We start from the raw sequence: 26,066 nt of genomic DNA, 5'->3' as shown, positions 1-26,066 counted from the left end.
CTACCGCGGGAAGACGCGGATCGGCGAGTCGAGCGGCCCGGGCGGCTGCACGCCGAACGCGGCGAGTTCGCCGTCGCCGCTGAACGACAGCGATGCGTGCACTCCGGCGACGCCGTCGAGTGTCACGATCGCGCCCGAGTCGACCTCGACGGATGCCGCTGAGCCCGCGTCGATCGCCACCTCACGGCTCTCACCGTCGATCGTGACGCGCGCCCGGGCGTCGTCCTCCCCCTCGTTGGCGAGGTGGAGCGTCGCCCCCGGCCCGTCGGGCACTGCGATGACGGCCGTCTCGAGCAGCGGCGCGGTCGCCACCCACCAGGCGAAGTCGCCGGATGCCGCGGCTTCCGCGTCGATGGGCGGCGTGTCGCCGGGCACGGTGTCGCCGGGCACGGTGTCGCCGGGGGCCGTCTCGTCGCTCGTGACGGCGACCGAGGCGCGGGCCGCGGCCACGACGGGCCCGTCGGCTTCGAGCCGCAACGTGTACGAGCCGGCGTCGAGCACTCCGAGCGGCACGTCGGTGGTGCGGCCGGGCTCGAGCGCCACCTCGATGGTCGAACCGGCCGCGCCGGCCTCGGGCACGACGCCGACCGTCACATCGACGGGCTCGTCGCCCGTGGCGAGCAGGCGAACGGCCGGGAAGTCATCACCCTCGGCGTGATCGTCGGTGGGGTCGAGACCGCCGGACTCCGCGACCACGAAGCCCGGAATGACCTGGCTGTTCGCCGGTGGCGCTGCGGCGCCCGTGAACTCGACGCCCGACGGTGCGAGGCCGTCCACGCCAGACTGCTCGAGCGCCGCGGCGATCGTGCCGCCCGTGCTCGTGACGTGCACGACCGGCGACATCACATTCGGGGCGAGCCCGGCGAGCGAGACCACCCGCTGGCTTCCCGCCGGAACGATGATGCCGAGCGCCGAACCCGCCTCGACCGCCCCAGCCTCGCCGATCACGCGCACGTCGACCGTGGCCGCGACGTCGGTGGGATTCGCGAGCGAGACGAGGCTCGTGCGCCCGAGCGTCGTCGCGCCTGCGACGAGCCACGACTCGGCCGTCGCCTCGGCGCAGGCCGTGGCGGCGAACCCGGCGACCGTCTCGGTGGCCGCCGACTGCGACTGCGCGCCCGCGAGCATGCCGGCGTCGACGGATCCCGGTTCGGCGTCGATCACGACGGGAGCACCATCGCGATCGGAGCTCGGGTTGTCGGGCGCTTCGAGTTCGGTCTCGGTGAGGTTCGCATCGTCGGGGTCGGCACCCCACACCACGTCGGCGGGCCCGATCGACGACGCGGTGGTCGCTTCGGCGGCGTCGTCGGCCAGGGCGAGCAGCGGCCCTGGGCAGACCCGTTGCTGCCGGCTCTCGGCCGGTTGCACCACGAGCGACGGCGGTACGACTTCGTGCTCCGGCCATGGCACGACGGCTGCGGCACCGAGGGCCGCGGCAGCGAGCGCCGCCGCCACGAGGAACCCGGCGACGCGGCCGCCGACGCGGACGATGGTTCTGCGGCGATCAGCGCGCATCGTCGTCTCCCTTCGTCTCGCTCGATCGCTCGGTCGGTTCGGCCGCCGGTTCGTCGGTCGCCGGTTCGTCGGTCGCCGGTTCGTCGGTCGGCGGATCATCAGCGGGCGGTTCGTCGGCCGGCGGTGACGCTTCAGGATCAGCCGCGTCAGGCGCGTCAGCCGCGTCAGGCGCGTCAGCCGCGTCAGCCGCGTCAGTCGCGTCTGCCGCATCGGCCGTCTCGACCGCCGCACGCCCCGTGCTGCTCCCCCGCTGCTTCCGCGGTCGGCGCTCCGCCGGGCGCCGGTCGGCCTCGCGGCCGATGCCGGTCGGGATCGAGAGCAGGAGGACAGCGCCGAGCACGATGAGCTGCACCGCGGTGATGACCCCCGTGAGCCCGGCGGCCGGCGGGATCTGCGCCGCCGGAGCATCCGGCTCTGCAGCTGTGAAGCGCCAGAGCGTACCGAAGTCGGTCTCGCCGACCGCGGTCAGAGCCGCATTGCCGTCGAGGGCGCTGCGCGCCCGATCGGTCGTCGCCGCTCCGGCCCGGTCATCGCCGGCCGGAGGAGCGAGCAGCACGAACGAAACGCCGAACTCGCGGATCGCGGCATCCGGATCGAACCCGCTGCGTGATGCGAGGTTGCCGGCGACTTCCGCCAACTCCTCCTCCGACTCGCTCATCTCTTCGAGGGTCTGGTCGAGCGTCGACTGCTCGTCGAGCGTCGTGCCGGCGCCCCGCTCGAGCGTCGCCCTGATGCTGCCGTCTGCTTCGGGCTGGATGCGCAGCGTCGTCACCCGCGGATCGGCGGCGGCCTCAGCGCCGACGAACGCCGGGAGCGTTCGATCGGCGGCGGGGGCGATCTCGGTCGAGGCGGTGGCGATGCCGAGTCCTGTGGGCAGCACGGCGGCGACCACGGCCGCGGCCACCAGCCAGGCGAGCACCGCTCCGCCGCGGCGGAGCGCGCTGAGTGCGATGACGGCCGCGAGCGTCAGCCCGAGCCACATGAGGCTCAGTCCGGCGCCCGTCCACACCTGCACGGCCTGGGGCCCGGCGACAGCGACGGCCACGAGGGCGGCCGCAACAGCTGTCGCGAACCCGAGGAGCGCAACGCCGAGGCTGAGCACGGCACTGCGGATGCCGGGCGCGAGTACCGCGGCGAGGGCGGCGATGATGAGCGGAACGACGAGCAGAGTCAGGAGCAGCTTCGGGTCGACCGCGGATCCGTCACCGAGGAACGCGGCCCAGTCGCCCCATGGCGCGCCGGGGAAGCCGAGCGCGAGCTGCCACGGAGTGGGAACCGCACTGTCGAGCGGAAGGCCGGGGTCGGCGATGAGCGCGAGCGGTGTGCCGCGGCCGAACTGCGTGATCACGAGCGGCGCGAAGAGCACGAGTGCCGGCAGCGGCAGCCCGGCGAGACGCACCGCCGCCCGGCCGCTCACGACGAGGCCGACGATCCACGCGACGAGCAGCGCCGGCGCGAGGCTCGGAGCCGCAGCGATCACGACCGCGAACAGGAGGGATGCGGTCGCGGCGGCGGCCCACGACGTCGCGGCGCCGAACACGGCGAACGCGAGCCAGCCGAGCACCATGTGCGCGATCACGGCACCGGGGCGTCCGTCGGCGAGGGCGACGAGCAGTGGCGGCGCAAGACCCCACACGAGCGCGGCGACGGCACGCACCGAACCGCGCTCCGTCAGCCTCGACGCTGCGAACCAGGCGCCGAGCGTCGCGACCGGCACCGCGAGCAGCCAGACCAGCACGAGTGCGAACGACGGCGCCCAGAACGTGAGGGATCCGAGCACCGCGAGCAGCCCCGCGAAGGGGTCGGCCGCGCCGACGAACCCGGCGCCGATGTCGCGCCATCCGTAGGCGGCGTTGCGCCACAGGGCGTCGAGCCCGTTCGACAACGGCAGGATGCCGCCGCCCCGGAGCCCGCTCGCGCTGAGCAGCCAGGAGAAGAGGGCGACGGATGCCACGATCGACCCGAGCAGTACCCATCCGCCGCCGGTTCCGAGGAACTGCAGTTCCTCCTTGCGCCCGCGCGCCCGCGCCCGCCTGGCCTCTGCGGCGTGCTGACGACGGCGTCGCACCTCGTCGGGCGGCATGCGGAGCGGTGCGATCGCCGACCAGCCGGTCGTGCGTGCCGCCCTCAGCCGCCGCCGCGCGCGAGCCACGCGCATGCCCGAGAACATCGTGGCGAATGCAGCCGTGAACTCACCGATGATCGCTCCGGGCGACTTGACGAGCAGCAGTCGGATGGATCGGAGGATCGCGAGCGGCAGGAACGTGAGCCAGTGGACCGGCACGACGACGGCGGGAGCGTAGACGAGCCGGCGGTGGAGCACTGCGGCACGGGCGGCGCGCAGGCGGCGCCGGCTCGCGCGCGCACGCGCATCGGCGGGCGGTCCGACGACGCCGACCGCTGCGAACACCACGTGCGCGTCGGGCACCACCGATACCCGGTGGCCGGCCAGGCGCGCCCGGATCGAGAAGTCGAGTGCGTCGTCGACGGTCGGCAGCGCCGGATCGAACCCGTCGAGTGCTCGCCAGACCGTGTGGCGCACGAGGATCGCGGCGGGATCGAGGCCGAGCACGTCGCTCAGCCCGTCGTGCTGGCCCTGATCGAGCTCGTCGGACACGAGCGCGACGCTGCGCCCGAACCGGGTGATCGTGCGCCCGAAGCTCGCGATGCGGTCTGGCTCGTCCCATTCTCGAAGCTTCGGCCCCGCGACGGCGACGGACTTGGCCGTCTCGAGCGTCGCCACGAGTCGTTCGAGCGCCTCGGGGGCGGGCGCCGTGTCCTCCGCGAGAAGCCAGAGCGCATCGGCGTCGGAGCCCGGCTCGTCGAGCACGCGCTCCGCGGCCCGTACGGCTTCACCGAACGACCGGCGCTGCGAGAGCTCCACGATATGGGTCGGCGACGATGCAGCGGCCATCTCCCGAGCCTCGGCATCGGCCTCGGTGAGCACGACGACGAGCGCGTCGGGGGCACGGTGCTGCGCTCGAATCGCTTCGAGGGAGCGTCTGAGGTGGTCGCCACCGTGATGTGCGACGAGGACGGCGGTGACTCTGGGGAACATCGGGGTCAGCCTAAGCGTCGCGCCCCGAAGCATCCGTCACCGCACCGGGCGTGCCTCGAAACAGATCGAGGAAGACGGCAGTTCTTGCGGGTCACGTGAAGCGTGGACCCACAGGAACTGCCGTCATCAGGCCTGGTTCTGAACGGTGAAGCTCAGACTGCTCGCTTGCGGAGTTTGCGACGCTCGCGCTCGGAGAGCCCGCCCCAGATGCCGAAGCGCTCGTCGTTTCCGAGCGCGTACTCGAGGCACTGATCGCGTACCTCGCAACCGGTGCAGATCTTCTTCGCATCCCGCGTCGATCCGCCCTTTTCAGGGAAGAACGCCTCAGGATCGGTCTGCGCGCACAGCGCGTCGCTCTGCCATGCCAATTGATTGTCATCGTCTGCGACCGAACGAACCCCCGGAACGCCCAGCCTGACCGGATCGACGAACCAATCGTCAGGTACTCCAGAACGATATTCAGGATTGCCCATATCGTCTCCCACCCAGTTGTACCGACCACCCAGAGGGTGTGTCATGACAATTACACCGGTGTAATTCGTGAGAGTCAAGTCGCAGATCGTAAACCCTCAAGTCGCCGTCGAGGCTTGAACACGGCCCCGACACGCCGACCGTCGATCAGACGTTATCAATCGGATGCCGCTCGGCGGGCCCGCCAGGCACTCTCGACCATCTCGGCGAGGGTGTGTCGCATGCGCCAGTCGAGGTCACGGGCGGCGAGTTCGCCCGACGCCACGATGCGCGCGGGGTCGCCCTCGCGGCGCGGGGCGTGCTCGGGTTCGAACCCGATGCCGGTCACCTCGGCGACCGCCCGCATGATCTCACCGACCGAGACGCCGTCGCCGGAACCGAGGTTGTAGACGGGTTCGAGCGATTCTCCGGCGTCGAGCCGGCGAGCGGCGACGACATGGGCGTCGGCGAGATCGGCGACATGGATGTAGTCGCGCACGCAGGTGCCGTCGGGCGTCGGGTAGTCGGTGCCGTTGATGCGCGGCGTGCGGCCGCCCAGCAGGGCGTCGAACACGAGCGGGAAGAGATTGTGCGGGCTCACGTCGAACACCTCGGGCGTGCCGGAGCCGACGACGTTGAAGTAGCGCAGGCTCGTGTGGCGAAGCCCGGCGGCCTTCGCCTGGTCGGCGAGCAGCCACTCGCCGATGAGCTTCGATTCGCCGTACGGCGACGCCGGATGCTTCGGCGTCGCCTCTGTCACGAGGTCGACGTCGGGCGTGCCGTACACGGCGGCGCTCGACGAGAACACGATGCGCCCGACGCCCTTGGACTCCATCGCCGCGAGCAGCGTCGCGGTGCCGATGACGTTCTGCCGGTAGGTGTGCAGCGGCCGTTCGACCGAGACGCCCGCGTACTTGAACCCGGCCAGGTGCACGACGCCGGTCACGCCGTGCTCTTCGATCGCCCGCTCGACGGCGGCACCGTCGAGGATGCTTCCGTGCACGAACGGCACCGACTTGGGAACGAACTCGGCCCTGCCGGAGGAGAGATCGTCGAGTACGACGGCACCGATGCCCTGGGCTTCGAAGGCGCGAACGACGTGCGCACCGATGTACCCCGCGCCTCCGGTGACCAGCCAGCTCATGTCTCCCACTTCCCGGCGCGGAAGCTCCGTGCCGGAATCGATCGTAACCGGCTCGGGCCGGGCGCGCGCGGCAACCCGCTCCGGGCGCCCTGGCCGGGTCGCTCAGGCGAGGCGGTCAGACGGTTCGCGTGGGCAGGTGCTCGGCGTGCCGGTTGCGGTCGCGGATCTCGGGCCGGCCGTAACCGTCGGTGTCGAGGCGGAGCACCGTGGCGAGCACACCCCAGATGGCGAGTCCTGCAAGAGCGAGGAGGATGATCGTGGTCATGGCAGTAAATCTATGACTTGTGAGATACTGCCGAAAGTGGCAGAGTAGCCATGAACCGATCAATTCCTGCCAACGGAGGCCGCCGTGCTCCAGACCATCGCCTGCATCGCCATGCCCCAGATGGCGCCGTTCGAGTTCGGCGTGCTCTGCGAGGTGTTCGGCATCGACCGCAGCGACACCGGCGGCCCGACCTTCGACTTCCACGTCGTCGCCGCCGATCCCGGTCCCATCCCCACCAAGCTCGGCTTCGACATCGTCGTGCACGAGGGCCTCGACTTCGCGCAGACGGCCGACCTGGTCGCCGTGCCCGCCTCACTCATCGACGAGCCCGTCGACGATCGCGTCTCCGAGGTGCTGCGAAACGCGGTCGAGCGCGGCGCCTGGGTGCTCTCGGTGTGCTCCGGTGCCTTCACCCTCGGCCGGGCCGGCGTGCTCGACGACCGCCGCGCCACGACGCACTGGATGTACACCGAGCGGCTCGCCGAGATGTTCCCTCGTGCCGACGTCGATGCCGACGTGCTCTTCGTGCAGGACGGCAAGGTCGTCACCGGCGCGGGCACCGCCGCCGGCATCGACGCGGCGCTCCACATCGTGCGCTCCGAGCTCGGTGCGAGCGCGGCGAACATGATCGCGCGCCGCATGGTCGTGGCACCGCAACGCGACGGCGGTCAGTCCCAGTTCATCCAGACTCCGGTCGCCGAGTGCAACAGCGACTCGTTCGCGAAGATCACCGAGTGGATGGTCGAGCACCTCGACGAAGACCTCACGGTCGACCTCCTGGCCCGCAAGGCGCTCATGTCGCCGCGCACCTTCGCGCGTCGGTTCCGGGCCGAGACCGGCACGACGCCCAACGCCTGGCTCAATCGCCAGCGACTGCTGCGCGCACAGCAATTGCTCGAAGAGACCTCGTTCACCCTCGAGGAGATCGCGCGCGACACGGGATTCGGTGCCGCCGCCGTCATGCGACACCACTTCGTGAAGGTGCTGCAGACGACGCCGACGGCCTACCGCCGGCTCTTCGGCATGCGCACCGCCTCCTAGACGGCGACCGTTGCCGCAGAGCCCGTCGTCGCGATCCAGGCGATACCGTCGCCCGTGATCTCGAGCACGTGCTCGTCGGGCGTGATGTACGCCGACTCGCCTCGACTGAGCGAGGCGGATGCCCCGGTGCCGCCGCCGATCGAAACGTGGTCGCCCTCGACGAGCACGATCGCGGGGCCGTCGAGCGCGACCTGCGCGCTGCCCACGGCCTCTGCGGCACGCTCGACCCGGTAGAGCACGAAGTCGGTCACGCCGGGGCGGAACACGGTGACCCCCGGCGAAACCTCGACGGGCGCGAGTCGCGGCGGCGGCATCGGCGTGAAGTCGAGCACGTCGATGAGTTCGGTGACGTCGATGTGCTTGGGCGTGAGGCCCCCGCGCAGCACATTGTCGCTGGCGGCCATGAGCTCGACGCCGAGCCCGCCGAGGTACGCGTGGATGTTGCCTGCCGCGAGGTACAGCCCCTCGCCGCGCACGAGCCGCACGCGATTCAGGAGCAGCGAGATCACCACGCCTGGGTCGCCGGGGTACGCCTCGGCGAGCGCGCCGACCGTCTCGAACGACCGTGCGAACGGCGAAGCGAGGGCGGTGGCGGATGCCGCGAGCGCCGTCACCCGGTCGATCACCCACGACGCCTCGCCGGTGTCGCCGCCGCGGCCGTCGCGCAGGAGCCACTCGACCGTGTCGCGGAGCGCGTGCACACCCGACAGGCGCGACTCGAGCAGATCGAGCGCGCCGGGGTCGGACTCGGGCGCCGCAGCATCCGCAGCCCGCAACACCTCGAGGACGCCCCGCACCTCTTCGAGGGGGCGGAACCCCGAGAGCGCGTCGAAGGTGTCGCTCACGGCGACGACGATCTCGGGTTTGTGGAACTCGTCGCGGTAATTGCGGTCATACGCCGTGATCGGCACCCCGTCGGCTTCTTCACGGGCGAATCCGGCCCGGGCCTGCTCGGGCGTGGGGTGCGCCTGCAACGACAGCGGCGCGGCCGCCGCGAGCAGCTTCAAGAGGTACGGGAGCCGCGCACCGTGCGCGGCGAGCTCGGCGCCGAGCGCCCGCTCGGGAGCGGCCGCGATCCAGGCGGCGAGATCGGCATGGCCGACGGATGCCTCGTCGAGCACCCGCGCGGGCGACCCCGGGTGCGCTCCGAGCCAGAGTTCGGCCTCGGGGCCGCCGGGGGCCGCGGTGCCGCGGAACTCCGCGATCGCGGTGGTCGAGCCCCACGCGTAATCACGCGGGGTATTGCCGATCGCCACGAACATGCGTGAGGGGTCCTCTCGGTCGGATGCGTCCAAGCTACCAAGGACCGGCCGTCGCACCCTCCACAGGCAACCGATCGAGCCCGCGATAGCCTGTAGCCCATGGGCACCGATCGACGCTGGATCACGGCGTACGCGACGTTCGCCGTGTTCACCCTGCTTGCCGGCCAGTTCTGGCGGAATCTCCTCGGCTGGTGGGGCTTCGGCATCGTCGCCGGCCTCGTGCTGATCGGCGCCGTCGTACTGCTCGTGCAGGTGCGCCCGAAGTGGATCTGGCGTCGGGTGCCCAAATCGACCCTCGTCTTCGTGCTGCTCGCGACGCTCTCGATCGCCTGGTCGTTCTACCCCGGGGCATCCGCGCTCGGCGTGGCGATCACGCTCGCGACGACCCTCACCGCCGTCTCGCTCGTGCTGTGCCTGAGCTGGACGCAGTTCGTCCGCCGCCTCGGCGCCGCGCTCAAGTGGGTGCTCGGTCTCTCACTCGCGTTCGAACTCTGGGTCGCGATCTTCGTCGGCGGCCCGGTGCTGCCGAACTTCCCCGACTTCGAGGTGACCGGTGAGCAGCTGCCGATGGCCTTCTACTGGTCGCGCGGGCTGCTGTTCGACGGCGGTCCGATCGAGGGCATCGTCGCCAACCGCAATCTCCTCGGCATGATCGCCCTGCTCGCCCTCATCGTCTTCGGTGCACGGCTCGCGGCAGGCAGCGTGCGACGCTTCCCCGGCATCGCGTGGATCGTGGTCGCCGGCGGCGTCATGGCGCTGACCCGCTCGGCCACCGTGCTGCTCGTCGGCGTGATCGTCGTCGTCGCGTTCGCGTTCGCGCTGTGGGCACGCAGGGTCGGCCCCGACCGGCGCGCGAGGGTGTACTGGACGGCAGCGGCGTCGCTCGCGGCATCCGTCGCCCTGGTCGCGGTCTTCTGGGGCCGGCTGCTCGGTGCGCTCGGCAAGAGCGAAGACCTCACCGGCCGATTCGACATCTGGAACTCGGTGATCGGGCTCGCCGCCGAGCGGCCGTGGTTCGGCTGGGGCTGGGTCGGCTACTGGGTGCCGTGGGTCGAGCCCTTCGACGACCTCGCCGTGCGCAAGGGCGTCACATACCTGCAGGCGCACAACGCCTGGCTCGACGTGTGGATGCAGCTCGGTGTCATCGGCCTGCTCGCGTTCGCCTCGATCGTGATCGGTGCGCTGTGGCGCTCGTGGTTCCTCGCCGTCGATCGGCCGATGGATGCCGCGGGGCAGCCGCTCCCCCACTCGGCCGCCGCCTTCGTGCCGCTGCTGCTGGTCGTGGCGCTCATCGGCCAGGGCCTCGCCGAGAGCCGGATCCTGGTCGAGAGCGGGTGGATGCTGCTCATCGCGGTCGCCTGGTCGACCAAGTGGCGCCAGTGGGAGCATGAACCGCTTCCGGCGGATCCCGTGCCGCTTCCTGCGCGCGTGGCGCTCCCCGCGCCCGCCGACGGCACCACCCGCCCGTTCGACACGCTCGACGAGCGATGACGCCCACCCCTGATCCGTCACGGATCCCGACCGCGCTTCGCGAATTCGCCGGCTCGGCGAGGTTCGCCCAGGCGCTGACGCTGCTCGCCGTCGGCCTCGCGTTCGGGGCGCACGCGATCCGCAGTGTCATCGGCGCCCCAGGGCTCCTCGCCGCCCTCTCCGCTCTGGTCGTGCTGTGCGCGGCCTCGCTCGTGGCGCGCTGGCGGGCGGTCGAGTGGTACGGCATCCTGCCGCTGACGATCCTGGTGTTCATCGGCTGGTGCGCGGCATCCGTGATCTGGAGCAACCTGCCCCCGCTGGCTTCGCTCGCCCGGCTCGGATACCTCGTCGCCTTCGCCTTCGTCGGCATCTACGTCGCGCTCATGCGCGACACCATCCAGATCGTGCGCGCCTTCGGCGACGTCATGCGGGCGCTCCTCGGCGCCTCGATCGTGCTCGAAGTGCTCTCCGGCATCATCCTCGACGTGCCCATCCACGTGCTCGGAATCCAGGGCGACATCGCGTCGCTCGGCCCGATCCAGGGCATCTTCGGCTCGCGCAACATGCTCGGTTTCGTCGCCCTCATCGCGCTGCTCACCTTCCTCGTCGAATGGCGCATGAAGATCGTGTCGCGCACCCGCGCCGTCGCCTCGCTCGTGCTTGCCGGACTCTGCCTCATGCTCTCGGGTTCACCCACGACCTGGTTCGCGCTCGGTGCCGCGCTCGCGGCGCTCGGTGCGCTGTACGGGCTTCGGAGGGCGTCGGCGTCGACGAGTTGGCGTTGGCAGGTCACGCTCCTCGTCAGCGGCATCGTCGCCATCGCGGCCGCCTGGATCTTCCGGCTCCGCATCATCGAACTGCTCGACGTGCGCAGCGAGTTCGACGTACGCCTCGACGTCTGGCGTGAACTCTCGCGGTACCTCAACCTGAACCCGCTCCAGGGCTGGGGCTGGGTCGGGCCATGGCCCGACTCCGCGCCATACACGTGGATCGAGATCGCCACGGGCCGGGAGCACGGCTCCGCCCTGAACGCCTTCATCGACGTGTACTTCCAGGTCGGGGTGATCGGCGCGCTGCTCTTCATCGCGCTCATCGGCGTCGCCCTCGTGCGGGCGTGGCTGCTCGCCTCCACGCGGCGGAGCGTCGTCTACGTCTGGCCGGCGCTCATGCTCGTCGCGATCGCCGTGACCTCGTTCGCCGAGAGTTTCGCACTCGTCGAAGGCGGATGGATGCTGCTCGTGGTCTGCGCGGTGAAGGCGGCACGCGACATGAGTTGGCGCGACGCCCTCGCGGCGGGGCGGCCGCCGGTGCCGCAGGAGTGACGGGCCGGCTGAGCCGGAACGGCCTCAGACCGGTTGCACGAGGTCGCGAACCACGTCTTGCACGCCGAGGCCGAAACGCCGGTAGCGGCCGGTGCGCACCTCTCGCAACACGGGCGGGATGCGCCGCAATCTTGCTGCCGGATACGCATGCCGCACCCGTTCGTGGGCGAGCTTCTCGCTGACCGCCGCAAGCCGCTCATCGGATGGGCGCGGCTGGATCGTCCGCATCCGCTGCGCGAGGTCCCCGGCGCGCGCGAGAAGCCGCGCGTTGCGTGCAGTGCGAGGAGTTCGGAGCCGACCGAGCTTGCCGGCGATCCCGAGTGATTCCGCGCCGATCTGATTTCCGCCATGCTGCCGGTAGTCGATGAGCGGCCGTTCGACGGCCACGACTCCTCCGCCGATCGCCGCGATCATCGCAAGCCACTCGTCGTGCACCCAGGAGTCGGGGAACGGTTGGGCACGTGCCACGAGTCTCGCGGTGAGCATCGTCGTCGCCCCGGTCACCACATTGCGCCGCATCAGCACCTCGAACGCCCGTCCGTCCCGTTCCGCCGCGAGCTCGGTGTCGCTCACGTACAACGTCTCGAAGAGCGTGGACCCGAGCGGTGCACCGTCGCCGTCGACGAGGCGGGCATCGGCGTGCACGAGGTCGAGTTCAGGCCGTTCGAGGAAGTGCTCGACCGCGATCGCGATGCGATCGACGTGCCAGATGTCATCCTGATCGCAGAGGACGACGAGATCGCCGCTCGCCGCTCGCAGCGCCCGCTCGAAGTTCGCCGTCACTCCCAGCGCGGTCGGATTGCTGAGCGCGACGAGTGCGGGTGCCGGACCGCCCGCGCCCCGAGCGGCGATCACGCGCTTCGCGAGTTCGAGGGTCCCGTCGGTCGAGGCGTCATCGGAGATGACGATCTCGTCGACCGGGCGTGACTGAGCCAGGATGCTCTCGAGTTGCTCGGTCAGGAAGACGGCGCCGTTGTGCGTGCCGAGTGCGACCGAGATGGTCGGCGATGCGCGCTCGCTGCCCGTCATGCGCGAGCGCCTCCCTCCATCCATGCGGTGATCTGCTCCCGGATCCGGTCATCCGCGATGCCGGACGGGTCGGTCTCGGTGCCGTCGTACAACGCGGAGATGCGGGCGACGAGTCCGCCGTCGACCCCGGAACGCTCCATGCCGATGACGTTGGCCCCGCGAACGGTCGCGGGGCTGCCGAACGCCTTCGCATACGGCGGCAGGTCACGCGTCACGACCGAGGACATGCCGACCATCGAACCTCGCCCGATCGTCCGGAACTGGTGGACTGTCGTGCCGAGCCCGAGGTTCACGCCGTCATCGAGCTGCACATGCCCCGCGAGCAACACACTCGAGGCCATCGTGACACCGCTTCCGAGCGAGCAGTCGTGGGCGATGTAGCACTGGTTCATGATGAAGGCCTCGTCGCCGATCACCGTCTTCGCCTTCCAGCCCTGGTGGATCTGCGCGTATTCGCGGATCACGTTGCGATCGCCGATCACGACCCCGCCGGCTACCGATGGGGCGCCGGGCGTGGGGTGCGGCCAGGTACGAACCTCGGGCGGGGCGCCGATGACGACGCCTGCACCGATCCAGTTGCCGGAGCCGATCTCGACCGGGCCGGTGATCACCACGTGTGGACCGATGACATTGTCGGCGCCGATCGTCACGTCACCCTCGATCAACGCGGTCGGGTGGATCTCATTCACGCTCGTCCTCCCTCGTCGCTGCCGGGCTCGAGTGCGCACGATCTTCCGAGTGCTCGTACTGCACCTCCTCGCGCAGGTACGCCGTGGTCTCGCGCGCCAGCCGACGGCGCAGGAGCACCACGAAGAGGATCGCGACTCCGGCGCCGAGGAGATCGGCAGCCGTGAACATGGCCCGAGAGACGAGGCTCACCGCGGTCGCCTCGGGGATCGTCAGGAGCAGCGCCATGGCTCCGATGAGGATCGCCTCTCGCACGCCGAGGCCCGACGGGAAGATGAACGCGATGAGACCGACGGTGAACCCGAGCGCCATCGCTCCGGTGAGCAGGACCAGCGTGCCGATGTCGGGATCGACGAGGGAGTTCACCAGCAGCCAGAGGTGCAGACCGTACGCGATGTACGAGAGCAGCGACCACCCGACGGCCTTCCCGACCACCAGGAATGTGACCTCGTGTTCGAGCGGCGGCCGACGGAACAGCTTGAGCACGAAGGACGCGAGGAAGGTCATCACCTTCGGGTGCAGGCAGGCGAGGCCGATCGGCAGCAGGAGGAAGAGCCACATCAGCTCCGGATGTCCCTGCACGACGACCGGAAGGGCGAGTGCACCGAGCATGAGCGACGAGACGACCCCGATGCCCGCCGCGTACAACGCGGTCACCAGCACCCGCGGCCGAAGGATCCCGTACTGGCGACCGAGTTCCATCTGCATGACGTACGACCACACGGACCCGGGTACGTACTTGCCGAGCTGTCCGACGAGGAGCACCTGCGCCCCTCGAAGGGTCGGTACTCGCGGACCGAGTCCGTTCAACACGGCGATCCAGCTGAGCGTCCCGCACACGAGACCCACGAGCACGAGGAGGAAGGAGACCACGATGGACTGCCACGAGATGAACGTCAGGGCGACGGATATCTCGTCCCACTGCGACACCAGGTAGTAGACCGCGAAACCGATCACGACCACGACGAGGACGTAGCGCAGCACGGTCAGCGCACGCGGCGCGAGGGATTTGATCTTCTTCATTCGCTCTCAACTGTCATGGCCGGCCGCACACACGAGGAGCGGGACCGGTCAGGCGCGGGGGTCGCTTCGTTCTAGTATGGGTGTTTGTGTGAAGCGTCGTCCGTCTGGCGCCCCTGACTGAAGCAGGTTTCATGATACCCATTACTGTCGTCGAGTTCGGTGAGGACACCGAACGTCTCGTTCTCGAGGTTCTCCGCTCGGGGAACATCGCCCAGGGGCGCCTGGTCAAACAGTTCGAAGATCGCTTCGCCTCGATGCTCGGCGTCAAGCATGCGATCGCGGTCAACAACGGCACGACGTCGCTCGTCGCCGCACTTCAGGTGCTCGATCTCCAACCGGGCGATGAGGTGGTGACCAGCCCGTTCACCTTCGTCGCCACCCTCAACGCCATCCTCGAGGCCGGAGCGACGGCGCGATTCGCCGACATCTCCGATGACGACTTCAACCTCTCGGCGGAGACCCTCGCCTCGTCGATCACGGATCGCACGCGCGTGCTCATGCCGGTGCATCTCTACGGCCAGATCGCAGACATGGATTCGATCTCGGCGCTCGCCGCAGACCGGGGGCTGGCCATCGTCGAGGATTCGGCGCAGTCTCACGGCTCGACCCTCAACGGGCGCCACGCGGGCAGCTACGGGCTCGGTTCGTTCTCGTTCTACGCGACGAAGAACATCACGACGGGCGAAGGGGGCATGATCACGACCGACGACGACGTGCTCGCAGATCGCCTCCGCATCCTCCGCAACCAGGGCATGCGGGCGCGGTACCAGTACGAGGTCGCCGGCCACAACTGGCGGTTGACCGACCTGCAGGCGGCGGTCGGACTCCCCCAGCTCGACGCGTACGACGACGTCGTGGCGACGCGTCAGCGGAACGCCGAGTACCTGCGCGCCGGTCTGGCCGACGTCCCCGGCATCGTGAGCCCGCGCCAATCACCCGGGCGGCGGCATGTCTGGCACCAGTTCACCATTCGCGTCACGCCCGACGCGGGCATCAGTCGCGACGAATTCGTCGCGAAGCTCGGCGAGCAGGGTATCGGCGCCGGCATCTACTATCCCAAGCTCGTATTCGACTACCCCACGTACCGCGGACGCGACGACGTGATCGTCGGCGACTTCCCCGTCGCCGAGCGCGTCGTGCAGGAGGTCGTCTCACTTCCGGTGCACACCCACCTCACTCGCGACGAGCTCGACCGCATCGTCGCCGGCGTCTCATCGATCGTGCACAGCGCATGAGCACGCAACCTCGCATCCTGCTGGTCGGTGCCGGCTCCATGGGCTCGCTCCACGCACGCGTGATCGCGCAGTCCCCGCTCGCAACGCTCGCGCGAGTCGTCGACGGTCGCGAAGACGTCGGCACGGGTCTCGCAGAGCGCTACGGGGCCTCCTGGGCTCCGGAACTCGGTGATCTCTCCGACGTCGATGCTGTCGTGATCGCGGCATCGACCGAAGCCCACTTCGATCTCGCTCTCGAAGTGCTCGAACAGGATCGACCCGTGCTCGTCGAGAAGCCCGTCGCCGACGGCCTCGAGAAGACGCTCGAGATCCTTCGCCGATCCGAAACCCGCGACGTCCCGATGATGTGCGGGCTCCTCGAACGCTTCAACCCCGCCGTGGTGACCGCACGTGCCCTGATGGACGACCCGAAGTTCGTCACGGCGACGCGCCACTCCCCCTACGCGCCGCGAATCCGCACCGGCGTCAGCTGGGACCTCCTGGTGCACGATGTGGATCTTGCGAGCCTGCTGCTCGGCGGGTCGCCGACGGCCGTCCGCGGCGTGCTCGGCCAGTTCCACCCGTTGTCGGTTCCGGGCGCTGAAGACGTCGCCGAGGCGGTGCTCTCGTTCGAAGGGGGCCGGGTGGCGCACGTCTCGGCCAGCCGTGTCGGACAGCGTAAGATCCGCACGATGAGCATCCACGACCTCGACAAGCTCATCGAGGTCGACCTCCTCCGCCGCGACGTCACCGTCTACCGCCACGTCTCCGACCAGGCGGCAGACGCCGAGGGGCGTGGGTACCGCCAGCAGACCGTCATCGAGATCCCCGAACTGCTCACGGCACAGGAGCCGCTCGCCGCGCAACTCGAGCACTTCGTCGGGCTGATCGACGGAACGGTCGATGCGGAGACCGAGCGCCGATCGATCCTTCCGGCCCACAGCATCGTCGAGGCGCTCAAGAACGGCGCCGAAGCCTGATCGTCGTCGTCGCGCCGAGTACCGGGCGAGCACACGCCGGTACTCGGCAGGGTCGGTGCCGTGCAGCACCCCTGAGTGTCAGAGCTGTGAGATTCCGGGCGCGGCAGGATCCGACAGGTCGACCAGAGCGATCGGCCGAGCCGGGACGCCTGCGACGACGGTGCGGGTCGGAACGTCGGCGGTGACGACCGCCCCTGCGCCGATGATGGATTCGTCACCGATCGTGACGCCCATGTTGACGACGGCGTTCGCGCCGATGAACACACGGTCACCGATCGTGACCGGTGCCCGATCGACGCTCTCGTAGCGACGCCCGGAAACGCACCGCTTCGCGCTCGAGTGGGTGTAGATCTGCACGCCGGACGAGATGTCGCAGCCCTCGCCGATCGTCAACCCGCCGGAGCCGTCGATCACCGTGAAAGCGCCGATCCAAGTGCCTGCGCCGATCGACGGAGTGCCGATGATCCAGGCATGCTCGTTGTACGGGTTGTCAGCGAGGGCTGCCGACATCGTCAGGAGTTCCGGACGAGTGCGGTCATTCCATCTCGCACCGGGATGCTCGCTTCGAAGCCGAGCACCTCCTTGGCACGCGTCACGTCGGCGGCACGCCTGGTGACGAGCACGGGACGAGCGTTGAACTGCGGCTCGACGTCGACGCCGACGGCATCGACGAGGATCTCGGCGAGCTCGGCGACCGTGGTGTCGATGCCGGTGCCGACGTTGATGGGCATGTTCGCGCGCTCAGAGGTGAGCGAGAGCACGACCGCGCGAGCGATGTCCTTCACATGGATGAAATCCATCGACTGCTTGCCTTCGCCGTCGATGACCGGCGCCTCGCCGTTCTTCAGGCGGTTCACGAAGTGGTTGATCACCGACGTGTAGTACGCGGTCGTCTTCTGGCCCTCGCCGTAGACGTTGAAGAATCGGAGTGCGATCCACGGCAGGCCCTTCGAGCGGCCGTAGTAGCCGAGGAGATCTTCGTTCGTGCGCTTGCCGATGCAGTACGGCGTCAGCGGATTGAGACGGTCGTCCTCGTGCATCGGGAGCTTCTCGGGGTCACCGTACACCGACGCGCTCGACGCGGCGACGATCCGCTTCACGCCGAGGTCCGCGGCGGCGGCGAACACGTTGTGGGAGCCGACCATGTTGATGTCGATCGAGGAGTACGGGTCTGCAACGCTCTTGTTGATCGAGTCGGCGGCCAGGTGGATGACGTGGTCGTGTCCCTTCATCGCCGCATACACGGCCGCGCCGTTGCGCGTGTCCTGGTCGACGACATCCACGCGGCCGGTCTTGATGAGTTCGTTCGCACGATCGCGATCACCGCGAACCATGTTGTCGAAGATTCGTACATTCCAACCCTCTGCGAGGAGCTGCTCGACGACGTGGAGGCCGATGAATCCCGCGCCGCCGACGACGAGGACGTTCTTTTCTGACACTGGTGCTTCCTTCTCTGGATTGCGTTCTGATACGTACGATCAGGCGGTTGCGGATGACTCGATCGCCTGGGCCAGGGTCTCGATCACACGCTCGGCCTCGGAGTCGGTGAGGTTCGCGTGCATGGGGATCGCGAGGTGACGGGTGAAGAGATCGGCCGACACCGGCAGCGATCCGGTGAACCCGTACACCGGCTGAAGGTGCGAGGCGTAGGTTCCGAAGTTGCACTGCACGCCGTTCGCCTTGAGGTGGGCGGCGACGCGACCGCGATCGACGTCGGAGTCGAGCGTCACGACGTACGACTGCCAGGGGTGCTCACGATCGGCGAGCGCGACAGGAGCGGAGACGCGGTCGACGCTGCTGAGCATCTCCTCGTAGGCGGCCGCGATGCGGCGGCGATTGGTCAGGAGCGTGCCCAGACGATCGAGCTGGGCGAGCATGACGCCCGCGGCGAGGTCGGAGAGCCGGTAGTTGTAGCCGAGTTCATCGAACGACGGAACCGGCAGGTCGGTGCTGCCCTCGCGGGTGAGTGCGGGTGCGATGCCGTACGTGTGCAGCTTTCGGGCGTGCGAGGCCAGCTCGGCATCGTCGGTGGTCAACGCCCCGCCCTCGCCCGCAGTGATGCCCTTGCGTCCGTGGAAGCTGAACGTCGCGACGTCGGCGAGGCTGCCCGCCGGGCGGCCCTTGTAGCTCGCGCCTGCCGAGCACGCGGCGTCCTCCATCAGCCAGAGGCCGTGCCGATCGGCGATCGCGCGAAGCTCATCGTAGTCAGCGGGCTGCCCGAAGACGTCGACGGCGAGGATGCCGACCGTCTTGGGGGTGATGGCCGCCTCGACGGCCGCGGGATCGGCGCTCCAGATGTCTGGGCGGATGTCGGCGAACACCGGAGTCGCACCGGTCCACGCGACAGAATGGCCGGTCGCAGGGAACGTGTAGTCGCCGACGATGACCTCGTCACCGGGGCCGGCCCCGAGCACGTCCAGACCGAGGTGCAGCGCCGACCCGCAATTGCTCGTCGCCAGTGCATGGGCGGTGCCGGCGACCTCGGCCGCGAAGCGCTGCTCGAACGCCTGACAGGTCGGCCCGGCTCCAGAGAGCCAGCCGGATTCGAAGACGGCTCTGATGGCCTCGAGTTCCTCGTCGCCGACAGTGGGTTGGCCGAGCGCAACGACGTCTGACAAGGGTTCCTCGCGTTTCTTGATAGGCGCGGTGAACTCCGCGCGCAGACTTACCCATAGTATCGAACGTTGGATCGCCCCCCGACCCGGTCGGCGATGGACAATGCGAGGAGCTGGAACTGTGACCTTCAAGCGAGTGGCCGTGATCGGCGGGGGTGTCGTCGGTCTGGCGGTCGCAGAACGGGCAGTGCGACTCGGCCACGATGTCACCGTGCTCGAGAAGGAGGACTCCTGGGCGGTGCACCAGACGGGTCACAACTCAGGCGTGATCCACGCTGGGCCGTACTACAAGCCTGGCTCCCTCAAAGCCGCGATGAGCACGGCCGGCAATCGTTCGATGACGGCATTCGCGCAGGAACACGACATCCCGTTCGAGATCTGCGGCAAGCTGATCGTCGCGGTCGACGAGGAGGAGATCCCGCGGCTCCGGGCACTTCATGAGCGCTCGATCGCAAACGGCGTCCCGGTACGGATGCTGACGGCCGCCGAGGCCCATGAGTACGAGCCCGACGTCGCGAGTGTCGCCGCGCTCCGAGTGGAGACGACCGGGATCATCGACTACACGGCCGTCTCGGTGAGACTCGCCGAGCTCGCCGCCGAGCACGGCGCAACGATGATGCGCTCGACCGAGGTGCGCAACATCCATGACACTGCTGGCGGCGTGCAGCTCGAACATGACGGCGGCACCGTCGACGCTGATCTGCTCATCAACTGCGCCGGGCTCTACAGCGACCGGATCGCACGCATGGCCGGGCTCGTGCCCGAGGCGCGGATCATCCCGTTCCGCGGCGAATACTACGAACTGACCGCCGAGGCAGGTGCGCTGGTCCGCGGCCTCATCTACCCGGTGCCCGACCCGGACCTGCCCTTTCTCGGGGTGCACCTCACTCGCATGATCGACGGCTCGGTGCATGCCGGGCCGAACGCCGTGACGGCGCTGGCCCGCGAGGGCTACACCTGGCGCGACATCAACGTCGGTGAGGCCTTCGGCGACCTCACCTATCCCGGATTCCTTCGGATGGCCTCGCACAACATCCCACTCGGCATCAGCGAGGTTTGGCGGTCGTTCTCGCAGCGGACGTTCGCCAAGAGCCTCGCCCGATTGGTCCCGGCGATCGGCCGCAACGACATCGTGCGTGCGGCCGCAGGTGTTCGCGCTCAGGCGATCGGCCGCGACGGACGCCTCGTCGACGACTTCCTCATCCAGCGGACCGAGAACCAGGTCCACGTGTTGAACGCCCCGTCACCGGCGGCGACGAGCGCACTCGAGATCGCGCGCCACATCACCGCAGTCTCCGAACTCGACTGACGACGCCGGACCGGAACGCCCCGGGCTCAGTTCGGGAGGACCTCGTAGATCCGGTACGTGCTCGGCCCCTCGCGCACGGTCTCGACGAGCTGGACGCAGTCCTGCTGCAGGGGGGACTCGCTCAGCACGAGGTCGACATTCTCTTGAGCGAAGGCATCGCACGAGTCGAACGTCATATGGATCTGGTCCGGCGCAGGGTTGGTGGGACTGGGCGCGCCCGTTCCTGCGCTCCAGGACACGTTCGCCAAGCGGTTCCACACGTACTCGACGTCACCGTCGGGATCGATCTGCTCCCACATCTCATCGGACGGCGAACTCTGGAAGCCGTTGTACGAGTGGAGTCCGCTCTCGACGAGGGCGACCGTCGGAATCGGAGTCTCCCCGATGCCGACCCATGTGGCTTCGCCGCCGCGGTCGATCCGCTCCATCGCCGCGACGAGGTCGGTCTCGTTCAGGTCGTAGACCCCGCGATAGATGGGGTTGACGGTGGCGCCGCAGAAGACCGAAGCGACGAGGAATGCGGTGGCGCCCGCGAGCGGCCGGCCGATCGAGAATGCGGCGACACAGGCGAGGACGAGCAGGAACACGGGTACCCAGGTCCAGATCGTCACGAGCGGGGAACCGACGGAGTACAGCCATGCCGCGACCAGCGCCGTGGATCCGAACGCGAGAGCGGTGGCGCCGATCGGCACCCAGATGGGCACGATCCTTCCTCGATCGAACTTCTTGAGCTCGTCGATTCGTGCGGCAACCACCACCATCATCACCAGTGAGAGGATGCCGAACCCCATGCGCAATCGGCCGGGTGTCGTGCGATCGAGCAGCAGCAGGTGGGAGAGTGCGTCCCAGCCTGGGACGAACATGTATGCCGCGAAGAGCACCCCCACGCCGAGCAGCGCGACGGCCAACCAGTCGACGCCGTTCTTCGCGCGGAGCCGCCTGACGATCAACCAGATGAACGGCACGACGAGGAACAGGCCGGGCAGCAGGAACGTCGATGCTTCCGATGCGTTCCCACCGAGCGGGACCCCGTTCTGACCCTCCAGGCCACGCGAGAAGACACCCGCCATCAGGGAGTGGAAGTCGGTCAGGGAGGAATCGCCGACCGGCTGGAGCCGTTCGCCGGGATACACCGTGGACGTGAAGCTCTCGATCGTCTCCCAGCGGGTCGCGAGCCAGACGCCGAGCACGGCGACCGCCGCGACCGCCGCGACCGCGAGCCACCTCAGTCGCCAGAGCCGATCGCGCAGACTCGCACCGGGCATGGAATCTCGCGTGAACACGAATCCGAGCACGAACGCGAGCGCCGGCCAGGTCGCGGCGATGATGAACGGTGCGTAGATCGTGGTGCCGACCGCCGCCGCACCGTATGCGGTCAAGGCCACCATCGTGATCTGTCCCGTACGACTCGCCCCCCTCACGAGCCAGACGACGGTGGACATGAGCAGGAGCGCCCAGGCCGGCGGAAACAGGGTGATCGTGAGATACCACCACTGGAAGAACGGGGCGAAGAAGAAGCCGAGGGCGAGGAACGTCGAGGTCACGGGTCGTCGGGGAAGCATCGTGACCGAGAAGAGATAGACGGCTGCGATCAGGCTGAACCCGGGCAACCACCATTTGAGCGCCATGGCATTGTCGAGGGGCAGGAAGAGGAAACCCCAGAGGTGGGGTCTGAGCACAAGAGACCAGTCCAGCGCCGGGAGATCGTGCTGCACCGTCGCGTCCATGCCGCCGGGGAACGATTCATTGCGTACCGGGAGGCCCTGCTCCTCTTGCGACACGGCCCACGTGGACTGCACGAACCACTCGTCACTGCGAATGCTCTGTGGGCTCCCCACGATCGCCCGATCATCGGGCGCTGTGCTCACGAACTGGTTGAGGTACCCCGTCGACGAGCCGGTGATCCCGAGCCCGACGAGCACGATGAGCAGGCCGAGCAGCACCCCGAGCGGCACCAACACGACCCGCCGATTCGGCAGTCCGTTCAGCGTCGGCTGCACGAACGCGTCGAAGCGCTCTCGAACGGTTGCGCGCTGGCGGGGCGATTCGGTCACGTCGTTGGATCCTAGCTTGTCGACACTGGGCGAGTACTCCGGGAGGGGCGAACGCTAGGAACGCACCATCCCGGCGAGGACCTCGAGATGCTGCTCCGCCACCCGTGCGATGGTGAAGTTCTCGTCGATGAGTCGCATGGCGTTGTCGCCGACCTGTCGGCGTGTCCGTTCCGGATCCTCGAGAATCCTGATGAGCGTCGATGCCAGCGCGGCGGGGTCGGCTTTCGGGTCTTCGGCGCTCACGGGAGCGGTGATGAACAGCTCTCGTCCGTCTTCGACCCGAATCGACAGGAAGTTGTCGGGCTCGATGCACGCGATGACGGGCACACCGGCGGCCAGCGCCTCGAGGCTCGCGGTTCCGAAGCCGATGCCCTCCAGCTCGTGAACCTCCACATCGGCCGCCGCGAGGAAGTCGGGGATGTCGCGCTGCGGCATGGCGCCGAGCGCACGGATGGCGTGGTCCACACCGAGCCGTCGCGCCACCTGGAGGAACTCGTCGTGGTACAGGCCCCCGATCACGACCACCATCGTCTCGGGGAATCGATCGAGCACGGTCGGCAGGGCCTCGGCGAGCGCGATTCGGCTTCGTTGCGGAATGACGTGCCCGATCGAGAGTACGATCGGTCGATCGTCGAAGCCCAGCCGTTCGTGGGCGGCGGCGGCATCGCCGCCTCGCATCACCGTGGGGTCGATTCCGACCGGAATCGCGACCTTTCCGCCGTGCGAACGGCGATAGCGGCGGTCGATGTATCGCTCCATCAGGATGTCCATGACGACGAGTCGAGGTCGGTGGACACGCATGAGTGGTGCCACGAGCAGGCGGTCCGCTGTGGCGTAGACGAATGAATTGAACTTGCTGAGCGGGCTCTCCAGCCTGGTGTGGATGCTGAGAAGAGTGGGGACCCTCCGGCGCCTCGCCCACCATCCCGACAGCCAGGTGAGGTCGAAGAACTGGCCGTGCTGATGCACCACATCGGGGGCGAAGTCGTCGAGCAGGTCGAACACCCGGCGCTTCGCGCGCGGCGAGATCGTGAACCCGATGTCGAAGTTTCCGGCGAACCGCGTCTGCGGGAGCGTCCACGCGGGGATCCGAACGATACGAAACCCGTCGCGCGCTTCCTCGGCCGGTGCATCCTTGTACGCAGCGGTGAGAACGAGCACTTCATGGCCCGCTGCGGCGTACTGGGCCGCGAGGTGATCCGAGAGGTGGGCGGAGCCGCCGGGTCGCGGCGGGAAGAAGTTGTTGACGACTGCGATTCTCATGGTGCCTATGATGTCGGTGACGGCTCGGACGCACCGTCGGCGCGACCGAGCCAGCCTAGCAAGGGCACGGTGAACGGCGGATTCATCCCAGCGTCACCGCGCCGGAGGCATCCGATCGCGCGGTACCGCCCTCGAAGGTCTGCACGCAAGCGCCCTGGTCGCACGTCGCATCGGAGGTCGGGAATCCGAACCTTCCCACGGCGCCGCCGGTGCCGAAGTAGGCGTCGCGGATCGGGCCGGAGACCAGGTGGGCGGAGCCCTGGTCGAGCGCGAAGCCGGAGCCGTTCGTGAACACCTGCCCCGCCCCTCGATCGCCGACCTGCAGCCTCGACGACACCGGCCAGCCCCAGCCCCCGCCCGCTCCCCCGGCCGCATCATACGCACTGAGCATCGCACCGCTCACACCGTGAGCCCCGGTCGACTCGGTCCAGTAGACGGTGGCACCTTCGAAGGTCTGGGCGCACGACCCTCCCGGTGTTCCGCAGACGACGTCCGAGCGCGGCCAGCCGTATGCGCCGGCCGCGCCGCCGCCCGCGAAGTAGTCTGCCCGGAACTCGCCGGTGACGGCGAAGGCTCCGTGCGCAGGCTTGAAGAACACGGAACCGCCCGCGAATGCCTGAGCCAGCCCGCCACCCCCGTACGGATAGTAGGTGAGTTGGCTCGCAACAGCTCCGAGGACTCCGGACGTTCCACCGTTGCGGGCGTGGGCGGCCTCGATCTCCGGCGAAGCGATCCTGGCGACGCCAACGGCGGAGGCGATGATCGATCCGTATTGGAAGGCTTGACCGCACTCTCCCCCGGGCAGGTCGCAGGACTTCTCGGACGTCGGGAATCCGAATCGTCCGGTCGCCCCACCGTGCTCGAAGTAGAGCTGGCGGATGGCACCGTCCACCCCGTACGCCGGACCGCTACCGAGCGAATAGGCCGACGCCTGCCTGAATGCCGCACCGAAGCCGTCGCCGATTCGGATCATTCCGCTGTCGGGGACGCCCCACGCGGAATCGACGCCGCCCGACGCCCGATATGCCGTGTCGATCGATCCGAACAAGGCGTGGGTCCCTCCTGACGTCGAGTAGACCGTGCCGCCCTGGAATGCCTGCGTGCACGCGCCGCCGGCGAGGCCGCAGACCGCGTCGGCCTTCGGCCAGCCGAGTGCACCGAGTGCCCCGTTCTGGGAGAAGTAACCGTTGCGCAACTGTCCCGAGACCACGAATCCGCCTGCCGCCGACGAGAAGATGGAGCCCCCCGTGAAGAGTTGCGCGATGCCCCCGCCGTTGGCGGCGACCGACTGCTGGTTGAGCACCGGCCAGCCGACGGCGCCCGCAGCGCCACCGTGTCGGAAGTAGGCCTGGCGGAGCGGACTCTCGTAGACCGTCAGCGCGCCGGTGCCGGCGCTCCAGTAGATCGAGCCTCCGCTGAAGGCCTGGCCGAGTCCGCCGCCGTTCTCGGGGATCGTGATGACATCGGAGATCGCCGGACCGAGGGCACCGGTCACGCCGCCCTGTGCGCCGTACTCGGCAGCGATGAACGCCCGTCCGTCGGGACCCGACGCCGGTCCGAACCAGTTGTTGTAGAAGACCCAGAAATTACGGTTCCCGTATGCGGAGCATCCATCGCCAGTGCCGGTGAGGTTCGCGAGCGCGGCCGAGTTCGGCGTGTACGGCGTGTAGTAGTACAGGGCCGCCGTCGCACGATTTCGAACGAGCACGTCGCGGGTGCCGCATCCGGAGTTCGGATGGTACTGGATCGCGTTGTACGAACCGACCCGGATCGAAGTGAAGGATCCAGCAGGATTGCCGTACCACGTGAGCTGACGGCCGGCGGCGAAGACCTGATTGAAGAACCCGTAGTAGGTGGAGTCGCACGACGCGGTGTCGGGGCACCCGTACCCCATGGCCTTCCGCATCACTCCGTCGCTCGGAGCGCGATCAGTCAGCAGACCCTGTTCCTTCTGCAGTGTGACCAGAATGACCTTGGCACTGAGGTTGCACGCCTGCTGAACCTTGAAGATGATCCGCGCAGCGGATTCGGCTGCACCGCCGGGGTACGTGGAACAGGTTCCGAACGACCAGGTCCGGGTGGGGGTGTCCGCTCGATACGCCGCGAGGCAGTTCGCGTTCTGACAGGAGCCGACCATTCCCACCAGGAACTGCTGAATCTCGGCCTCCGACATCGCCGACCCGTTGTAGAAGTTCGCGTCGCTGATGATGTTGCCCGGGTCCCAATCGGCGGCGGTGACCGCTGCCGCCCTGTCGGCACCGCCTCCGAGCGGAGCGATCACTGCAGCGACGAGCGCCAACACGATGATGAGAACGCGCCCCCGTGGCCTGACGTGCACCATCGATACCCCCCGGTCGATCCCTGC

21 protein-coding genes are annotated in these 26,066 nt (G+C 68.8%); 6 read left to right on the top strand and 15 right to left on the bottom strand.

The annotated features are described in order from the left end of the window. The 5 genes from FHG54_RS07650 to FHG54_RS16335 all read right to left on the bottom strand — a co-directional run bounded on the left by FHG54_RS07650 (position 1) and on the right by FHG54_RS16335 (position 6,432). Positions 1 to 1,515, bottom strand: a complete 1,515-nt coding sequence (locus FHG54_RS07650) for a DUF5719 family protein (protein ID WP_139416750.1) — start codon at positions 1,513 to 1,515, stop codon at positions 1 to 3. Further along, positions 1,505 to 4,573 carry a glycosyltransferase family 2 protein gene (locus FHG54_RS07645; RefSeq protein WP_168197142.1) on the bottom strand — a complete coding sequence of 1,023 codons (3,069 nt, stop codon included), beginning with the start codon at positions 4,571 to 4,573 and terminating at the stop codon, positions 1,505 to 1,507. The genes FHG54_RS07650 and FHG54_RS07645 overlap by 11 nt, the downstream gene beginning before the upstream one ends. A 152-nt stretch (positions 4,574 to 4,725) precedes the next feature. Next, on the bottom strand, positions 4,726 to 5,046 hold the full coding sequence (locus FHG54_RS07640; protein WP_139418348.1) for a WhiB family transcriptional regulator: 321 nt from the start codon (positions 5,044 to 5,046) through the stop codon (positions 4,726 to 4,728). Between the two features lie 155 nt (positions 5,047 to 5,201). Beyond that, on the bottom strand, positions 5,202 to 6,167 hold the full coding sequence (gene galE / locus FHG54_RS07635; RefSeq protein ID WP_139416748.1) for a UDP-glucose 4-epimerase GalE: 966 nt from the start codon (positions 6,165 to 6,167) through the stop codon (positions 5,202 to 5,204). A 115-nt stretch (positions 6,168 to 6,282) separates the two neighbouring features. Next, the gene (locus tag FHG54_RS16335) at positions 6,283 to 6,432 is read right to left on the bottom strand and encodes a hypothetical protein (protein WP_157001497.1); all 150 of its coding nucleotides are present in this window, start codon (positions 6,430 to 6,432) and stop codon (positions 6,283 to 6,285) included. 84 nt (positions 6,433 to 6,516) lie between these two features. On the opposite strand from FHG54_RS16335, the gene FHG54_RS07630 reads away from it, so the two are divergent. After that, a complete protein-coding gene (locus FHG54_RS07630; RefSeq protein ID WP_139416747.1) occupies positions 6,517 to 7,473 on the top strand; it encodes a GlxA family transcriptional regulator in 957 nt (318 codons plus the stop codon). On the opposite strand, the gene manA is transcribed toward FHG54_RS07630, so the two are convergent. Next, on the bottom strand, positions 7,470 to 8,735 hold the full coding sequence (gene manA, locus FHG54_RS07625; protein ID WP_139416746.1) for a mannose-6-phosphate isomerase, class I: 1,266 nt from the start codon (positions 8,733 to 8,735) through the stop codon (positions 7,470 to 7,472). The genes FHG54_RS07630 and manA overlap by 4 nt on opposite strands. 99 nt (positions 8,736 to 8,834) lie before the next feature. Between manA and FHG54_RS07620 the strand changes: the two genes are divergently transcribed. Then, on the top strand, positions 8,835 to 10,226 hold the full coding sequence (locus tag FHG54_RS07620) for an O-antigen ligase family protein (RefSeq protein WP_139416745.1): 1,392 nt from the start codon (positions 8,835 to 8,837) through the stop codon (positions 10,224 to 10,226). Next, positions 10,223 to 11,527: an O-antigen ligase family protein gene (locus FHG54_RS07615; protein WP_139416744.1), complete on the top strand. Its 1,305-nt coding sequence runs from the start codon at positions 10,223 to 10,225 to the stop codon at positions 11,525 to 11,527. The genes FHG54_RS07620 and FHG54_RS07615 overlap by 4 nt, the downstream gene beginning before the upstream one ends. A gap of 24 nt (positions 11,528 to 11,551) precedes the next feature. Here FHG54_RS07615 and FHG54_RS07610 read toward each other — a convergent pair whose 3' ends face one another. The 3 genes from FHG54_RS07610 to FHG54_RS07600 are packed head-to-tail and all read right to left on the bottom strand — an operon-like array spanning position 11,552 to position 14,266. Further along, complete coding sequence (locus FHG54_RS07610) at positions 11,552 to 12,556, bottom strand: glycosyltransferase family 2 protein (RefSeq protein WP_139416743.1); 1,005 nt, start codon at positions 12,554 to 12,556, stop codon at positions 11,552 to 11,554. Continuing rightward, positions 12,553 to 13,245 carry an LbetaH domain-containing protein gene (locus FHG54_RS07605; RefSeq protein ID WP_139416742.1) on the bottom strand — a complete coding sequence of 231 codons (693 nt, stop codon included), beginning with the start codon at positions 13,243 to 13,245 and terminating at the stop codon, positions 12,553 to 12,555. Before FHG54_RS07605 ends, FHG54_RS07610 begins: the two co-directional genes overlap by 4 nt. Further along, positions 13,238 to 14,266: a lysylphosphatidylglycerol synthase domain-containing protein gene (locus FHG54_RS07600; RefSeq protein WP_139416741.1), complete on the bottom strand. Its 1,029-nt coding sequence runs from the start codon at positions 14,264 to 14,266 to the stop codon at positions 13,238 to 13,240. Before FHG54_RS07600 ends, FHG54_RS07605 begins: the two co-directional genes overlap by 8 nt. A 131-nt stretch (positions 14,267 to 14,397) precedes the next feature. Here FHG54_RS07600 and FHG54_RS07595 point away from each other — a divergent pair, with 131 nt between their 5' ends. Both FHG54_RS07595 and FHG54_RS07590 read left to right on the top strand, forming a co-directional pair. Continuing rightward, positions 14,398 to 15,501: a DegT/DnrJ/EryC1/StrS family aminotransferase gene (locus FHG54_RS07595; RefSeq protein WP_139416740.1), complete on the top strand. Its 1,104-nt coding sequence runs from the start codon at positions 14,398 to 14,400 to the stop codon at positions 15,499 to 15,501. Then, entirely contained in the window at positions 15,498 to 16,460 is a 963-nt protein-coding gene (locus FHG54_RS07590) for a Gfo/Idh/MocA family protein (protein WP_139416739.1), read from the top strand. Before FHG54_RS07595 ends, FHG54_RS07590 begins: the two co-directional genes overlap by 4 nt. 78 nt (positions 16,461 to 16,538) lie before the next feature. Here FHG54_RS07590 and FHG54_RS07585 read toward each other — a convergent pair whose 3' ends face one another. Genes FHG54_RS07585 through FHG54_RS07575 form a run of 3 tightly spaced genes read right to left on the bottom strand, consistent with a single transcriptional unit; the run spans position 16,539 to position 19,078 of the window. Further along, a complete protein-coding gene (locus tag FHG54_RS07585; protein WP_139416738.1) occupies positions 16,539 to 16,970 on the bottom strand; it encodes an acyltransferase in 432 nt (143 codons plus the stop codon). Between the two features lie 2 nt (positions 16,971 to 16,972). Further along, positions 16,973 to 17,899, bottom strand: a complete 927-nt coding sequence (locus tag FHG54_RS07580) for an NAD-dependent epimerase/dehydratase family protein (RefSeq protein WP_139416737.1) — start codon at positions 17,897 to 17,899, stop codon at positions 16,973 to 16,975. Positions 17,900 to 17,938: 39 nt separating this feature from the next. Then, complete coding sequence (locus FHG54_RS07575; protein ID WP_139416736.1) at positions 17,939 to 19,078, bottom strand: DegT/DnrJ/EryC1/StrS family aminotransferase; 1,140 nt, start codon at positions 19,076 to 19,078, stop codon at positions 17,939 to 17,941. 28 nt (positions 19,079 to 19,106) lie between these two features. Here FHG54_RS07575 and lhgO point away from each other — a divergent pair, with 28 nt between their 5' ends. Next, a complete protein-coding gene (gene lhgO / locus FHG54_RS07570; protein ID WP_233437903.1) occupies positions 19,107 to 20,384 on the top strand; it encodes an L-2-hydroxyglutarate oxidase in 1,278 nt (425 codons plus the stop codon). A 26-nt stretch (positions 20,385 to 20,410) separates the two neighbouring features. Here lhgO and FHG54_RS07565 read toward each other — a convergent pair whose 3' ends face one another. The 3 genes from FHG54_RS07565 to FHG54_RS07555 all read right to left on the bottom strand — a co-directional run bounded on the left by FHG54_RS07565 (position 20,411) and on the right by FHG54_RS07555 (position 26,042). Beyond that, positions 20,411 to 22,438 carry a DUF7657 domain-containing protein gene (locus tag FHG54_RS07565; RefSeq protein ID WP_139416735.1) on the bottom strand — a complete coding sequence of 676 codons (2,028 nt, stop codon included), beginning with the start codon at positions 22,436 to 22,438 and terminating at the stop codon, positions 20,411 to 20,413. A gap of 54 nt (positions 22,439 to 22,492) precedes the next feature. Further along, on the bottom strand, positions 22,493 to 23,701 hold the full coding sequence (locus FHG54_RS07560) for a glycosyltransferase family 4 protein (RefSeq protein WP_139416734.1): 1,209 nt from the start codon (positions 23,699 to 23,701) through the stop codon (positions 22,493 to 22,495). 82 nt (positions 23,702 to 23,783) lie between these two features. After that, positions 23,784 to 26,042: an LGFP repeat-containing protein gene (locus tag FHG54_RS07555; RefSeq protein WP_168197141.1), complete on the bottom strand. Its 2,259-nt coding sequence runs from the start codon at positions 26,040 to 26,042 to the stop codon at positions 23,784 to 23,786. Positions 26,043 to 26,066: the final 24 nt, after the last annotated feature.

The organism is Agromyces laixinhei (assembly GCF_006337065.1).
Lineage (GTDB): Bacteria > Actinomycetota > Actinomycetes > Actinomycetales > Microbacteriaceae > Agromyces > Agromyces laixinhei.
This window is presented reverse-complemented; position numbering and strand designations above follow the sequence as displayed.

Coding starts and splice junctions, on each gene's coding strand:
- FHG54_RS07600 (WP_139416741.1), bottom strand. CDS start 14,266: ATGAAGAAGATCAAATCCCTCGCGCCGCGTGCGCTGACCGTGCTGCGC.
- FHG54_RS07650 (WP_139416750.1), bottom strand. CDS start 1,515: ATGCGCGCTGATCGCCGCAGAACCATCGTCCGCGTCGGCGGCCGCGTC.
- FHG54_RS07595 (WP_139416740.1), top strand. CDS start 14,398: ATGATACCCATTACTGTCGTCGAGTTCGGTGAGGACACCGAACGTCTC.
- FHG54_RS07590 (WP_139416739.1), top strand. CDS start 15,498: ATGAGCACGCAACCTCGCATCCTGCTGGTCGGTGCCGGCTCCATGGGC.
- FHG54_RS07640 (WP_139418348.1), bottom strand. CDS start 5,046: ATGGGCAATCCTGAATATCGTTCTGGAGTACCTGACGATTGGTTCGTC.
- FHG54_RS07615 (WP_139416744.1), top strand. CDS start 10,223: ATGACGCCCACCCCTGATCCGTCACGGATCCCGACCGCGCTTCGCGAA.
- FHG54_RS07560 (WP_139416734.1), bottom strand. CDS start 23,701: ATGAGAATCGCAGTCGTCAACAACTTCTTCCCGCCGCGACCCGGCGGC.
- FHG54_RS07585 (WP_139416738.1), bottom strand. CDS start 16,970: ATGTCGGCAGCCCTCGCTGACAACCCGTACAACGAGCATGCCTGGATC.
- FHG54_RS07555 (WP_168197141.1), bottom strand. CDS start 26,042: ATGGTGCACGTCAGGCCACGGGGGCGCGTTCTCATCATCGTGTTGGCG.
- FHG54_RS07645 (WP_168197142.1), bottom strand. CDS start 4,573: ATGTTCCCCAGAGTCACCGCCGTCCTCGTCGCACATCACGGTGGCGAC.
- FHG54_RS16335 (WP_157001497.1), bottom strand. CDS start 6,432: ATGACCACGATCATCCTCCTCGCTCTTGCAGGACTCGCCATCTGGGGT.
- FHG54_RS07620 (WP_139416745.1), top strand. CDS start 8,835: ATGGGCACCGATCGACGCTGGATCACGGCGTACGCGACGTTCGCCGTG.
- FHG54_RS07610 (WP_139416743.1), bottom strand. CDS start 12,556: ATGACGGGCAGCGAGCGCGCATCGCCGACCATCTCGGTCGCACTCGGC.
- manA (WP_139416746.1), bottom strand. CDS start 8,735: ATGTTCGTGGCGATCGGCAATACCCCGCGTGATTACGCGTGGGGCTCG.
- galE (WP_139416748.1), bottom strand. CDS start 6,167: ATGAGCTGGCTGGTCACCGGAGGCGCGGGGTACATCGGTGCGCACGTC.